This is a genomic window from Bacillus sp. CH140a_4T (assembly GCF_008923725.1).
Lineage (GTDB): Bacteria > Bacillota > Bacilli > Bacillales > Bacillaceae_G > Bacillus_A.
In genome coordinates, this window is record NZ_WBPF01000009.1 from 1 (window position 1) to 14,045 (window position 14,045).

Annotated in this window: 17 protein-coding genes; 16 read left to right on the forward strand and 1 reads right to left on the reverse strand. The window is 35.5% G+C overall.

What is annotated here, in order from left to right; all coding sequences use genetic code 11:
- Positions 1–259 precede the first annotated feature (259 nt).
- The 9 genes from F8162_RS07815 to rsmI all read left to right on the forward strand — a co-directional run bounded on the left by F8162_RS07815 (position 260) and on the right by rsmI (position 6,763).
- Complete coding sequence (locus F8162_RS07815) at positions 260–439, forward strand: sigma factor G inhibitor Gin (RefSeq protein WP_151631920.1); 180 nt, start codon at positions 260–262, stop codon at positions 437–439.
- A gap of 72 nt (positions 440–511) precedes the next feature.
- Complete coding sequence (locus F8162_RS07820; RefSeq protein ID WP_151631922.1) at positions 512–1,933, forward strand: aminotransferase class I/II-fold pyridoxal phosphate-dependent enzyme; 1,422 nt, start codon at positions 512–514, stop codon at positions 1,931–1,933.
- A gap of 1 nt (position 1,934) precedes the next feature.
- Positions 1,935–2,561: a dTMP kinase gene (gene tmk, locus F8162_RS07825; RefSeq protein ID WP_151631924.1), complete on the forward strand. Its 627-nt coding sequence runs from the start codon at positions 1,935–1,937 to the stop codon at positions 2,559–2,561.
- A 35-nt stretch (positions 2,562–2,596) separates the two neighbouring features.
- Positions 2,597–3,580: a DNA polymerase III subunit delta' gene (gene holB, locus F8162_RS07830; protein WP_151631926.1), complete on the forward strand. Its 984-nt coding sequence runs from the start codon at positions 2,597–2,599 to the stop codon at positions 3,578–3,580.
- A 5-nt stretch (positions 3,581–3,585) separates the two neighbouring features.
- The gene (locus F8162_RS07835; protein ID WP_076542773.1) at positions 3,586–4,413 is read left to right on the forward strand and encodes a stage 0 sporulation family protein; all 828 of its coding nucleotides are present in this window, start codon (positions 3,586–3,588) and stop codon (positions 4,411–4,413) included.
- Between the two features lie 14 nt (positions 4,414–4,427).
- Positions 4,428–4,781, forward strand: coding sequence for a DNA replication initiation control protein YabA (gene yabA / locus F8162_RS07840; RefSeq protein ID WP_151631928.1), 354 nt, complete (start codon positions 4,428–4,430; stop codon positions 4,779–4,781).
- A gap of 120 nt (positions 4,782–4,901) precedes the next feature.
- Complete coding sequence (locus F8162_RS07845; protein ID WP_151631930.1) at positions 4,902–5,642, forward strand: tRNA1(Val) (adenine(37)-N6)-methyltransferase; 741 nt, start codon at positions 4,902–4,904, stop codon at positions 5,640–5,642.
- Positions 5,629–5,919, forward strand: coding sequence for a GIY-YIG nuclease family protein (locus F8162_RS07850; RefSeq protein ID WP_000414343.1), 291 nt, complete (start codon positions 5,629–5,631; stop codon positions 5,917–5,919). The genes F8162_RS07845 and F8162_RS07850 overlap by 14 nt, the downstream gene beginning before the upstream one ends.
- Positions 5,888–6,763, forward strand: a complete 876-nt coding sequence (rsmI, locus tag F8162_RS07855; RefSeq protein WP_151631932.1) for a 16S rRNA (cytidine(1402)-2'-O)-methyltransferase — start codon at positions 5,888–5,890, stop codon at positions 6,761–6,763. The genes F8162_RS07850 and rsmI overlap by 32 nt, the downstream gene beginning before the upstream one ends.
- 20 nt (positions 6,764–6,783) lie before the next feature.
- On the opposite strand, the gene F8162_RS07860 is transcribed toward rsmI, so the two are convergent.
- Positions 6,784–7,068, reverse strand: coding sequence for an AbrB/MazE/SpoVT family DNA-binding domain-containing protein (locus F8162_RS07860; protein WP_000843036.1), 285 nt, complete (start codon positions 7,066–7,068; stop codon positions 6,784–6,786).
- 521 nt (positions 7,069–7,589) lie between these two features.
- Between F8162_RS07860 and metG the strand changes: the two genes are divergently transcribed.
- The 7 genes from metG to sspF all read left to right on the forward strand — a co-directional run bounded on the left by metG (position 7,590) and on the right by sspF (position 13,897).
- On the forward strand, positions 7,590–9,572 hold the full coding sequence (gene metG / locus F8162_RS07865; protein WP_151631934.1) for a methionine--tRNA ligase: 1,983 nt from the start codon (positions 7,590–7,592) through the stop codon (positions 9,570–9,572).
- Positions 9,573–9,737: 165 nt separating this feature from the next.
- On the forward strand, positions 9,738–10,505 hold the full coding sequence (locus tag F8162_RS07870; RefSeq protein WP_151631964.1) for a TatD family hydrolase: 768 nt from the start codon (positions 9,738–9,740) through the stop codon (positions 10,503–10,505).
- A 215-nt stretch (positions 10,506–10,720) separates the two neighbouring features.
- Positions 10,721–11,278, forward strand: a complete 558-nt coding sequence (rnmV, locus tag F8162_RS07875) for a ribonuclease M5 (protein WP_048562636.1) — start codon at positions 10,721–10,723, stop codon at positions 11,276–11,278.
- Entirely contained in the window at positions 11,275–12,153 is an 879-nt protein-coding gene (gene rsmA, locus F8162_RS07880) for a 16S rRNA (adenine(1518)-N(6)/adenine(1519)-N(6))-dimethyltransferase RsmA (protein WP_151631936.1), read from the forward strand. Before rnmV ends, rsmA begins: the two co-directional genes overlap by 4 nt.
- Positions 12,154–12,263: 110 nt before the next feature.
- The gene (yabG, locus tag F8162_RS07885; RefSeq protein WP_001173738.1) at positions 12,264–13,127 is read left to right on the forward strand and encodes a sporulation peptidase YabG; all 864 of its coding nucleotides are present in this window, start codon (positions 12,264–12,266) and stop codon (positions 13,125–13,127) included.
- 238 nt (positions 13,128–13,365) lie between these two features.
- The gene (gene veg / locus F8162_RS07890) at positions 13,366–13,626 is read left to right on the forward strand and encodes a biofilm formation stimulator Veg (protein WP_000044349.1); all 261 of its coding nucleotides are present in this window, start codon (positions 13,366–13,368) and stop codon (positions 13,624–13,626) included.
- Between the two features lie 91 nt (positions 13,627–13,717).
- Positions 13,718–13,897 carry an acid-soluble spore protein SspF gene (gene sspF / locus F8162_RS07895; RefSeq protein WP_001985066.1) on the forward strand — a complete coding sequence of 60 codons (180 nt, stop codon included), beginning with the start codon at positions 13,718–13,720 and terminating at the stop codon, positions 13,895–13,897.
- Positions 13,898–14,045: the final 148 nt, after the last annotated feature.

The window sequence follows — 14,045 nt, forward strand, 5'->3', positions numbered from 1 at the left end:
ACGGAAGTTAAGCTCTCTAGCGCCGATGGTAGTTGGGACCTTGTCCCTGTGAGAGTAGGACGTCGCCAAGCAACTAAGCACGAGTCATTTGACTCGTGCTTTTTCGTGTTTTCAAACAGTACGTAAAAAGAAGTCATGGTAATACAAACACGTTGCCCAAGGATTAATCATATTATATAAGAGATGGATGTATATTTTTCTGTAAATTGTTAAGGAATAGAAGTATAAAATATGTCCATTTAAATAGGGAGGGAAGGTTATGAAATCACAAAATGAAGTTTGTATTGTTTGTGAGACAGAAAGAAAAGAAGGGATATATGTTTATAATAATTTGATATGTTATGAATGTGAAAAGGATATGGTGAATACGGATACAAATGATCCGAAGTATATATATTATTTAAAACAACTTCGGAAATTAGAAGTATCATATTTTTAAATAGGCATATGCCTATTATTTTTTTTGTTCTGTATAATAGATAAAGAATGAAATGATAAGGAAGAGATATAGATGAATCAAAATCGCATACCTTTATATGAGGCATTAATAGAGTTTAAAGAAAGAGGGCCGTTGTCCTTTCATGTCCCAGGACATAAAAATGGTTTAAACTTCCCTCAGGAAGCTCTAGGGGAGTTTAAAGATATACTATCTATCGATGTAACTGAGTTGTCAGGGTTAGATGATTTACATAGTCCGTTTGAATGTATAGATGAGGCACAACAATTATTAGCTGATGTATATGGAGTGAAAAAAAGTTATTTTTTAATTAATGGTTCAACGGTAGGGAACCTAGCAATGATTTTGTCTTGTTGCGGGGAACATGATATTGTTCTTGTACAAAGAAATTGTCATAAATCAATTATTAATGGTTTGAAATTAGCGGGAGCAAATCCAATTTTTTTAGATCCGTGGATTGATGAAGCTTATAATGTACCAGTGGGAATTCATGATGAAATTATTAAGGAAGCAATTAAAAAATATCCAAATGCTAAAGCACTCATTTTAACGCATCCTAATTATTATGGTATGGGGATGGATCTAGAGGCAAGCATCGCTTATGCACATGCACATAAAATCCCTGTTTTAGTAGACGAAGCACATGGAGCCCATTTTTGTTTAGGAGGGGCATTTCCCAAGTCAGCATTAGCATATGGTGCAGATATTGTAGTTCATTCTGCACATAAAACATTACCCGCAATGACAATGGGATCCTATTTACATATAAATAGTCGCTTAGTGAAAGAAGAAAAAGTTTCTACTTATTTAAGTATGCTACAATCTAGTAGTCCATCATATCCAATTATGACTTCTCTTGATATTGCACGCTTTACAATGGCACGTATAAAAGAAAAGGGACATGATGAAATTATCGAGTTTTTACGGGGATTTAAAGACGAATTGTGTTCTATTCCACAAATAGCTATTTTACAATATCCATTACAAGACGAGTTAAAGGTTACTGTACAGACACGTTGTCAGTTATCAGGATACGAATTACAGTCTGTATTTGAAAAGGTCGGTATATATACGGAAATGGCGGATCCATATAATGTCCTATTTATTTTGCCCTTGCAAGTAAATAAGGAGTATATGAAGGCTATAGAGATGATCCGAGGGGCATTGCAATATTATGAGGTGAAAGACAAGAAGGAATCTATTCGTTATACTTATAAGGGAGAATTTTCTCCTTTGCCGTATACATATAAACAACTGGAAGGATATGAAACAAAAGTAGTATCCGTAGACGAAGCAGTTGGGATGATAGCGGCGGAAATGGTAATTCCGTACCCACCCGGGATTCCATTGATTATGTATGGGGAAAGAATTACTTCAGAACATACAGAGCAAATTATGTATTTAGAGAAAGCAGGCGCTCGTTTTCAAGGTAGCACGAAATATATGAAAGTGTATGATATAGAAAGTAGGTTTTAGAATGAAGGGATTATTTGTAACAATTGAAGGTCCAGAAGGTTCGGGTAAAACGACGTTAATTAAAAGTTTATTGCCGTACTTTGAACAAAAAGAACAAAAGGTAATGGCGACGAGAGAGCCAGGTGGTATTGCAATTTCTGAGGATATTAGAACAATTTTACATAAACAAGAATATACGATGATGGAAGCACGTACAGAGGCGCTTCTGTATGCTGCTGCACGTAGACAACATTTGGTGGAAAAGGTTATGCCGGCACTTAACGAGGACTATCTTGTATTATGTGATCGTTTTATAGATAGCTCTTTAGCGTATCAAGGATATGCAAGAGGATTAGGTATGGATAAAGTATTTGAAATCAATCGTTTCGCAACAGAGGACTGTATGCCCAGTTTAACGATTTACTTAGACATTGAACCAGAGATTGGTTTAGCTCGCATTGAAAAAGATGCAGGACGTGAAGTGAATCGATTAGATATGGAAGATATCTCTTTCCATAAACTTGTGCGTGAAGGATATTTACAAGTTGTAGAACGCTTCTCAGATCGCATTGTATTGGTAAATGCTGATCAACCAATGGAAAAACTTATAGAAGAAGTTGTTCAGATTATAGAAGATAAATTGTTATAATAGAAGGAAAGAATGAAATAAGTGAGGTATGCATTATGACGAAGACGTGGGAGCAGCTTTCTGCTATACAACCCATCGGTGTAAAAATGTTGATGAATAGCATTGCAAAAGAGCGTATATCCCACGCTTACTTGTTAGAGGGAGGGAAAGGGACTGGAAAGTTTGCAACGGCAATTCAAATGGCAAAGAGTTTCCTCTGTTCTGGGCGGAATGGGGTAGAGCCTTGTCATATATGTACAAATTGTAAGCGAATTGATTCAGGTAACCACCCTAACTTACATATTGTAAAACCAGACGGATTATCTATTAAGAAGCAGCAAATTCACGATTTACAAGAAGAGTTTTCAAAAACAGGATTAGAAGCAAATAAAAAAGTATATATTATTGAGCACGCAGATCGTATGACAGCAAATGCAGCGAATACACTTTTGAAATTTTTAGAAGAACCAAGTAGTGATACAACAGCTATTTTACTTACTGAACAAAGTCATCAAATTTTAAATACGATTTTATCCCGCTGTCAAGTTGTTACATTTAGACCGTTACCTACGGAATCTTTAATTAGAAGATTACAGGATGAAGGGATTACGGCGTCTTTATCGACACTTGCTGCGCAACTCACGAATAGTTTTGATGAAGCTTTAGCTTTATGTAGTGATGAATGGTTTGCACAAGCACGAGCTTTAGTGATAAAATTATGTGAAGCGCTCGAAAAGGATAAAGCCTCTATTTTTTTTGTACAAGAAAAATGGGGAAAACACTTTGGAGAGAAAGAACAATTACAGCAAGGTTTAGATATGTTGCTCCTTATTTATAAGGATTTATTATATGTTCAACTTGGAGAAGAAGATCGTCTTGTTTTTCATGAGCAGAAAGAGATGTTTGAATCTTTCTCCTATGCTCAGAAGCGCATTGTATCAGCTCTCTTTAATATATTAGAGGCAAAAAATAGAATCAACGCTAATGTAAATGCGCAGCTTGTGTTCGAACAGTTAGTGTTGCGGTTGCAGGAGGGATGACCGTTTTGTATGATGTAGTAGGTGTTCGCTTTAAGAAGGCCGGAAAGGTGTATTACTTCGATCCGAATCAGTTCGATATCTCTGAAAATGAGTTTGTAATTGTAGAAACAGTAAGAGGTATTGAGTACGGAAAAGTAGTTATTACCAAAAAGCAAGTTGATGAAAACGACGTTGTATTACCGCTAAAAAAGGTTATTCGTATTGCAAATGAAAATGATCGTACCCTTGTTGAAGAGAACAAACATGCTGCGAAAGAAGCATATCAAGTTTGTCAGCAAAAGGTAGTAGAGCATAATCTTGATATGAAACTTGTAGATGTAGAGTATACGTTCGATCGCAATAAGATTATTTTCTACTTTACTGCGGATGGTCGGATTGATTTCCGCGAACTAGTGAAGGACTTAGCGGCAATTTTTAGGACAAGAATTGAACTAAGACAAATTGGTGTTCGTGATGAAGCGAAGATGCTTGGTGGTATTGGTCCGTGTGGTCGTATGCTTTGTTGTTCTACTTTTTTAGGAGATTTTGAACCTGTGTCCATTAAGATGGCAAAGGATCAAAATTTATCATTAAATCCTGCAAAAATCTCTGGTTTATGTGGTCGCTTAATGTGTTGCTTAAAATATGAGAATGATGAATATGAGGCAGCAAAGGAACAACTTCCTGATTTAGATCAACGTATACAAACCCCGCATGGTACTGGCCGTGTTATCGGATTAAATATTTTAGAAAGATTAATTCAAGTGGAACTAGTAGACAAGGAACGGATTGTAGAATATACGTTAGATGAGTTAGTGAATAAAGGGGTCGTTTCGAGTCAAACCACAGATTAATGAGGTGGGTGCTTGTGGAGAAAAAAGATATTTTTGCATCGGTTTCTAGTATGGAAGAGCAAATTGGACATTTATACAAACAGTTGGGAGAATTAAAACAACATCTTGCAGAGTTGTTAGAAGAGAACCAACATATAAAAATGGAAAATGAAAATTTGCGACACCGCTTTGAAGAAGTGCAGAGTAAGGAAAAACAAAAAACTCAAAAACGTAAAGAAGTGAAGCCGAAGACAACTGATATTGGCGAAGGTTACGATAATTTAGCTAGACTATATCAAGAAGGTTTTCATATTTGTAATCTGCATTATGGAAGTGTGCGTAAAGAGGGAGATTGTTTATTCTGCCTGTCATTTTTAAATAAAAAGTGAAATTACCTTTCCAATGATAATTGGAAAGGTAATTTTTTATACATGAGAGTAGAATGAAATATGTTTTTTATTAGTAGAAGATGAAATAGGGTAGGTTAAGTGTAAGAAAAGGAGTAACATATGAATTTATATGAAGATGAACGTTTAGATTACTTATTAGCGCAAGATATGAAGATTGTACAAAGCCCATCGGTATTTAATTTCTCGTTAGATGCTGTTTTACTTGCAGACTTTGCTTGGGTGCCAATTCAAAAAGGTAATGTACTTGATCTGTGTACAGGTAACGCAGTTGTCCCCCTTTTATTAAGTACAAGAACAAAGGGAAACATCACAGGTGTGGAAATTCAAGAACGTTTATATGATATGGGAATCAGAAGCGTTCAATACAATAAGTTAGAAGAAAGAATTCACTTAATACATGGGGATCTGAAAGATATGCCAGGGAAACTTGGACGTCATCAATATGATGTTGTCACATGTAATCCGCCTTATTTTCAAACACCTGCAACTTCTGAGAAAAATATGAATGAACATTTAGCGATAGCCCGTCATGAAATTATGTGTACATTAGAGGATGTTGTATCTGCAAGTAGTCAGTTAGTAAAGCAAGGCGGGAAAGTAGCATTTGTACATCGTCCAGGTCGTTTACTAGATATTGTTACATTAATGCGTAAATACAAAATTGAACCAAAGCGTGTACGATTTGTTTATCCTAAGGCAGGGAAAGAAGCGAATACATTGTTAATTGAAGGAATTAAGGACGGAAACGCAGATTTGAAAATATTGCCCCCCCTTTTTGTATATGAAGAAAATAATGAATATACAAAGGAGATTCGTTCAATTTTATATGGAGAAGAATAAGCATTGTTTTTATGTAGTAGAGTGCTCTGACGGAAGTTATTATGCTGGATATACAAATCATATAGAGAAGCGGATTCAGACCCATAATAGTGGAAAAGGGGCTAGGTATACGCGTGCTAGACTTCCTGTTGTTTTAAAATACATAGAATTTCATGAAGATAAGCGTACAGCTATGCAAGCAGAGTATTATTTTAAGCAGTTAAATAGAAAACAAAAAGAAGAATATATGCAAAAAGGAGAACGTTATGTGGCAACAAAAAAGCTTTCAACAAAATGAAAAGGGAGTTTTATATTTAGTACCAACTCCTATTGGAAATTTAGAAGATATGACATTTCGTGCAATCCGAATTTTAAAAGAAGCTGATTTAATTGCTGCTGAAGATACGAGACAAACGAAAAAACTTTGTAATTATTTCGAAATTGAAACCCCTGTTATGAGTTACCATGAGCATAATAAGGAAGTAAGTGGGAAGAAAATATTAGGGAAGTTAGACGAAGGAAAGACTGTAGCACTTGTTAGTGATGCTGGTATGCCTTGTATTTCCGATCCAGGTTACGATATTGTTGTAGAGGCTGTAGCAGAACAGTATCATGTTATTCCGCTTCCTGGGGCAAATGCGGCGCTTACAGCATTAATTGCATCAGGCCTTGAAACAAAACAGTTTTATTTCTATGGATTTTTACAAAGAAATAAAAAAGAAAGAAAACTGGAGTTAGAGAAGCTTCGCTATGTACAAACTACAATGATGTTTTATGAAGCGCCTCATCGTTTAGATGATACTTTAATCTCGATGCAAGAAGTGTTGGGAAATAGAGAAATTGTATTATGTCGAGAGTTAACGAAAAAATTCGAGGAATTTATTCGAGGAACAGTCGAAGAAGCAATTGAGTGGACGAAACAAAATGAAGTTCGTGGCGAGTTTTGTATTTTAGTAGCTGGTTCAACTGAAGAACCTGCTCCAGAAGAACAATGGTGGGAATCTATTTCGGTATATGATCATATTGAACATTATATAAACGAAAAAGGTATGAATTCAAAAGAGGCGATAAAAACAGTCGCTAAAGATCGAGATTTGTCGAAACGCGATGTATATCAAATCTATCATGTCGATAAAAAATAAGCTTCTCATAATTGAGAAGCTTATTTTGCTGTTTCGATATAATCTTGAAGTTCGTTTAAGATTTGCTCAGCGCCCTCTTTGCTTAAGATAATTTTACCTTCAGCTAAAGATAGATTACCATCAGATACTTCACCAGTTACTTGGCAAGTCATGTTTGGCTTATATTTTTTTAAGATGATTTTCTCGTCATCAACGTAGATTTCAAGAGCATCCTTTTCTGCAATACCTAAAGTACGGCGTAATTCGATTGGAATTACTACACGACCTAATTCATCAACTTTACGAACGATACCAGTAGATTTCATAATTCTTTTCCTCCTAAAGAAATAGTTTATAAGTTTCGAGTCTATTTTCTAGATTCGTCATTTTTCGACAAAATACCCTATGGACATATGATACCAATCATTTACATTTCCGTCAATTCTTTAATTCTATATTTTTTAAAAAGATTTATAGATTTCTTACTTCTTATATATAATAGAATGGGAGTAATTTCTACCATTATTTCACTTTATTTTCTGAAAAATTTATAAATTATAAAAGAGGATTGTATATTTTCTTGAAATATGAGTAATAGATGATAAAGATACCAGGCATTAATTCGTTTTTTATCCTGCATTAACAAGCAGGAAGATTTCCGCTTCAAAATTTGGCTGGAGCAAAGAAGTTAAGTTTGCGCTTGGCTACTCGTAAAAGCCCGATTGGTGCTGGTTAATAATCCGCGGGAGTGAACAAACCCCCCCACAGATTAAAGTTTCACTTTATATATAAGTTTTTGATATACTGTTTATAAATACATATGAGGTTATCCGGGAGGTCCAAAACAATGACAGAGGAAAATAAGTCCTTTTATATTACTACCCCAATTTATTATCCAAGTGGAAAATTACACATTGGACATGCTTATACAACCGTAGCAGGAGATGCGATGGCACGATATAAGCGTATGCAAGGATATAATGTTCATTATTTAACAGGAACTGATGAGCATGGACAGAAGATCCAAAAGAAAGCAGAAGAATTAAATGTTACACCACAAGCATATGTGGATAACATCGTTGCAGGAATTAAAGAACTTTGGGAGAAGATGGATATCTCTTATGATGATTTTATTCGTACAACTGAAGATCGTCATAAAGATGTTGTTGAAAAAATCTTCAAGCAACTAGTAGATCAAGGTGATATTTATCTTGATGAATATGAAGGTTGGTATTCTGTACAAGATGAGACATTCTATACAGAGCATCAATTAGTAGATCCAATTATGGAAGGTGACAAAGTAGTTGGAGGAAAAAGCCCAGATAGTGGTCATGAGGTAGAACTTGTTCGTGAAGAATCTTATTTCTTTAGAATGGGTAAATATGTCGATAGACTATTAAAATTCTATGAAGATAACCCACATTTCATTCAGCCAGAGTCTCGTAAGAATGAGATGATTAATAACTTTATTAAACCAGGCTTAGAAGATTTAGCTGTGTCTCGTACTTCATTTGACTGGGGAGTTCGTGTTCCAGGTAATCCGAAACACGTTATTTACGTATGGGTTGACGCATTATCTAATTACATTACAGCATTAGGTTATGGAACAGAAAATGAAGAGATGTATAAGAAGTTCTGGCCGGCAGATGTACATTTAGTTGGAAAAGAAATCGTTCGTTTCCATACAATTTATTGGCCAATCATTTTAATGGCATTAGATTTACCTCTTCCGAAAAAAATCTTTGCTCATGGTTGGATTTTAATGAAGGATGGAAAGATGAGTAAGTCAAAAGGGAACGTAGTAGATCCAGTTACATTAATCGATCGTTACGGATTAGATGCATTACGTTATTACTTACTTCGTGAGGTTCCATTCGGATCTGACGGCGTATTCACACCAGAAGGATTTGTAGAGCGTATTAATTTCGATTTAGCAAATGACTTAGGTAACTTATTAAACCGTACAGTAGCTATGATTGATAAGTACTTTAACGGAGAAATCCCTGCATTTAAAGCAAATGTAACGGAATTCGATGAAACGTTAGTAACGTTTGCAAAAGATACGTTGAAAAAAGTAGAAGAGGCAATGGAGAATATGGAATTCTCTGTAGCGCTAAGCTCAATTTGGCAATTGGTTAGCCGTGCAAATAAATATATTGATGAAACACAACCATGGGTATTAGCGAAAGATGAGAATGATCGTGAAAAGTTAGCTTCTGTAATGGCTCACTTAGCAGAGGTGCTTCGTCAAACAGGTATTATGCTTATGCCGTTCTTAACAGTGGCACCAAGTAAGATGTTTGCTCAACTTGGACTTACTGAAGAGGCGCATAAATCTTGGGAAAGCCTATCTACAATTGGCTGTATTCCAGCTGGAACAAAAGTAGAAAAAGGAAACCCGATTTTCCCTCGTTTAGAAATGGAAGTAGAAGTAGGGTACATTAAAGAACAAATGAAAAGCTCTGCTCCTAAAGTAGAAGAGAAAAAAGAAGAAGAACCGAAAGCAGAAGAAATTACAATTGATGATTTCTTTAAAGTAGAATTACGCGTAGCTGAAGTACTATCAGCTGAACCTGTGAAAAAAGCAGATAAGTTGTTAAAAATTCAGCTAGATTTAGGTACAGAAAAGCGTCAAGTTGTTTCGGGAATTGCAAAATTCTATTCGCCGGAAGACCTAAAAGGTAAAAAAGTTATTTGTGTAACAAACTTAAAACCTGTAAAATTACGCGGTGAATTATCACAAGGTATGATTTTAGCGGGTGAAGAGAATGGCGTATTGTCATTAGCATCAATCGATCAAAATCTACCAAACGGTACAAAAATCAAGTAATTAAGACAAGAAAAGAGATGTTTCACGTGTAACATGTGTGAAGCGTCTTTTTTCTTTTTACACTCTCTATTTTTGCATTTAAATTATAGTATTGTTATCGTTAAGTTAGTAAAGAGCTTATTATTTAGAATAAACTTGATTTCAATATAAAAGGAGTTATGTATGATGTTGTTTGATACACATTCACATTTGAATGCAGAGCAATTTGAAGAAGATTTGCAAGAAGTTATTGCCCGAATGAAAGAAGCGGGAGTTACTTATACAGTTGTTGTTGGTTTTGATGAAGTAACGATCAAAAAGGCAATTGAATTAGCTGAAACTTATGATTTTATTTACGCTGCGGTTGGATGGCATCCAGTTGATGCAATCGACATGACAGAAGAACATTTAGCATGGTTAGAAGAACTTGCTTCTCATCCTAAAGTCGTTGCACTTGGAGAAATGGGCCTAGATTATCACTGGGATAAGTCCCCAAAAGAAATACAGAAAGAAGTATTCCGTAAACAAATTGCATTAGCGAAAAAGGTGAAATTGCCGATTATTATACATAATCGTGATGCAACTCAAGATATTGTTGATATTCTAGAAGAAGAGAATGCAGCTGAAGTAGGAGGTATTATGCATTGCTTTAGCGGCAGCGTAGAAGTGGCAGAGCGATGTGTTGATATGAACTTTTTAATTTCGTTAGGCGGACCAGTTACATTTAAAAACGCTAAGAAACCGAAAGAAGTTGCTACGGAGATTCCATTAGAGAAATTGTTAATAGAGACGGATTGTCCGTATTTAACACCGCATCCATTTCGAGGGAAACGAAATGAACCGAGTTATGTAAAACTCGTAGCAGAAGAAATTGCGAACTTAAAAGGGATTTCTTATGAGGAAGTAGCAGCAGTAACAACAAAAAATGCAAAAGCTTTATTTGGTGTTGAATAAAAAGGAGTGGGAGAACCCATTCTTTTTTTATTTTTATAAAAAGTAGCAGGAGTGATAGAGAAAATACGGGCAAATAAGGAAGTGTTACAATAAGGAGAGAGAACAAATTTTTGGACATTCTATTTTTTAAAATGTAAGAATGGGGAAAATAATAATGGAAAAGTCGTCATTTTTTTGTTTTACTAAGTAGAGACGAAACGAGTGTGGAGGCAAGCATGAAAATTAAAGAGATTATCGTTGTAGAAGGTAAAGATGATACAGTTGCGATAAAGCGTGCTGTTGATGCGGATACAATTGAAACGAACGGCTCAGCAATCGGTGATCATGTTATTGAGCAAGTTAAATTAGCGCTGCAAAAAAGAGGCGTTATTATTTTTACAGATCCGGATTATCCTGGAGAGCGTATTAGAAAAATTATTTCTGATAAGGTGCCGGGATGTAAACATGCTTTTTTACCGAAGGAAGAAGCACTTGCTAAAAGGAAAAAGGGTGTCGGAATTGAACATGCTTCTAATGAATCAATTCGCCGTGCTTTAGAGAATATACATGAAGAAATGGAAGCTTACACAAGTGAAATTAGTTGGAGCGATCTAGTCGATGCAGGCTTAGTGGGCGGAGAAATGGCAAAGAGTCGCAGAGAAAGAATGGGTAAGCTATTAAAGATTGGTTATACAAACGCAAAACAGTTACATAAACGATTACAAATGTTTCAAGTTTCAAAAGAAGCATTTGCAGAAGCTTATAAGCAAGTCATACAGGAGGAAAGAAAATGAAGGATATCGCAACGCCAAATCGTACGAAAGACATTGTTGAAAAGTACGGATTTTCATTCAAAAAAAGTTTAGGACAAAATTTTTTAATTGATACGAATGTATTAAATCGTATCGTTGATCACGCTGAAATTGGTTCAGAAAGTGGTGCAATTGAAATTGGGCCAGGTATCGGTGCGTTAACAGAACAATTAGCGAAGCGTGCTAAAAAAGTAGTGGCTTTTGAAATTGATCAGAGGTTATTACCAATTTTAGATGAGACGCTAGCTCCATATAGCAACGTTACAGTTATAAATAAAGATGTACTAAAGGCAGATGTACATGAGGTGTTTAGTGAGCAATTTGAGGAAGAGCAAGATGTAATGGTAGTAGCGAACTTACCGTACTATATTACAACGCCAATTTTATTTAAATTGCTGGAAGAGAAATTACCGGTTCGTGGATTTGTTGTTATGATGCAAAAAGAAGTTGGAGATCGTTTAGCTGCTAAACCTGGAACGAAAGAGTATGGTTCTTTATCCATTGCCATTCAGTATTATACAGAGGTAGAAACAGTTATGACTGTACCGCGTACAGTGTTTGTGCCACAACCAAATGTTGATTCTGCGATTATTCGTCTCCTAAAGCGCCCGAAACCAGTTGTAGAAGTAACAGATGAGACATTCTTCTTTGAAGTAGTACGAGCAAGTTTTGCACAACGTCGTAAAACTTTAATGAATAATTTATCAAATAATTTAAATGGTTTCCCGAAAGATAAAGAGCTGTTGGATCGAATTTTAACAGAAGTAGGAATTGATCCAAAACGAAGAGGCGAAACGCTATCTATCGAGGAGTTTGCAACATTAAGTAATGCATTAGTTCTTCATAAATTGTCATAAGAATAGAAAAGGGACAGTTCAATTTGAATTGTCCCTTTTGTCACCTTTCCTTTCCTACATTCATACTTTAAAAACAGGTAAGATGGCCTAACGAGTTTGGAGGTAGGAGAATGGCTTTACATGTTGGAGAATTAGTGGAACGATATTCTCATAATAGGGATATCCTTTTTCGTATTATAGAAATAAAAGGCGAGATAGCTATATTATTTGGAGAGGAAATTAGACTGGTGGCGGATGCGCCACTTGAAGATTTAATTAGTATAGATCAACGAGAACATAAAAAAAGAGCGAAGCGTGAGAAAGAAACGATGGAGCGTACGTATCGTTTGTTTCAACAAGATTATGTATTAATGAAACAAAGGCATGAACACACTTCAACTGGTGGATATACAAGTGAGGTGAATTATTTTCAAATGCCAGGACGTGTATTGCATATAGATGGAGACCCGTTATATTTGCGCAAGTGCTTAGACTTATATAATAAAATTGGTGTTCCTGTACAAGGTATTCATTGTAAAGAAACAGAGATGCATGAAAAGGTAGTAGATTTAATAGATCATTTTCGTCCGGACATTTTAGTTATTACAGGGCACGATGCATATACAAAATCAAAAGGGGTAAAGGGAGATTTAGCAGCATATAGGCATTCAAGGCATTTTGTACAGGCTGTTCGAGAAGTGAGAAAAAAATATCCATCATTGGATCAACTCGTTATTTTTGCTGGGGCATGCCAATCACACTTTGAAGCATTAATTCGAGCAGGTGCTAATTTTGCTAGTTCACCATCTAGAATTAATATTCACGCACTAGATCCTGTATATGTGGTTGGTAAAATTAGTTTTACGTCATTTATGGAGAGAGTAAATGTATGGGATGTTGTACGTAATACGATTACCGGCGAAAAGGGACTTGGCGGGATTGAGACGAGGGGAATTTTACGAACTGGATTACCCTTTCAACATTATGAAGAATAAGCAAGGTACATATGTATCTTGCTTTTTTGTCTGGAAAGGATTTAAATCAGCTTGGATAAAAAGAGACAAGAACGAACAGACTATGTAATGATACTTTTACAATATAGTATTTCTTCTATCTATTCGAACGCAGGATGCTTTTATAATGATATTGTCTGTGAGTTGCGGTTAATAATTGGGATAGATATATCGTGTTTTAAGTGTTCAATCTAAATTACAGCGAGGTGTAACGAAGTATATGTCAAAACGTTTAGATGAAATTAAAAGCGAATTAGATCACCATCTTGGACAGAGACTGATGTTAAAGGCAAATAGTGGGAGAAGAAAAACAGTAGAACAATCAGGTGTACTTGCAGAAACGTACCGTTCTGTTTTTGTTGTACAATTGGACCAGCAAGAAGATGCGTTGCAACGTGTATCGTATAGCTATGCGGATGTTTTAACAGAGACAGTAGAGTTAACATTTTATGGTGAACCTCATAATGAAGTAATTTTATAATTGATGTATAGTTACATATATTCCCACAAATGAAAAGCTATATTATTTTGCATACTAATTATACCGTAGCAAAATAAGGAGGGACTCTGCATTGAGTAGACGAAGAGGTGTCATGTCAAATCAATTTAAAGAAGAGCTTGCGAAAGAGCTAGGCTTTTATGATGTTGTTCAGAAAGAAGGATGGGGCGGAATTCGTGCGAAAGATGCTGGTAACATGGTGAAACGTGCTATAGAAATTGCAGAACAGCAATTAATGAAACAAAACCAGTAGTTGTAAGATACTTTCTATGCTACGGTAGCCGAGGAGTGATTCCTCGGCTTTTTGTACTCTAAAAGGTGCCATCATTTTACATAAGTAGTTTCATTCTGAATGCTTTTCGTTATAATTAGGGAAGTGTCATCGTCTTACTATAAATTTA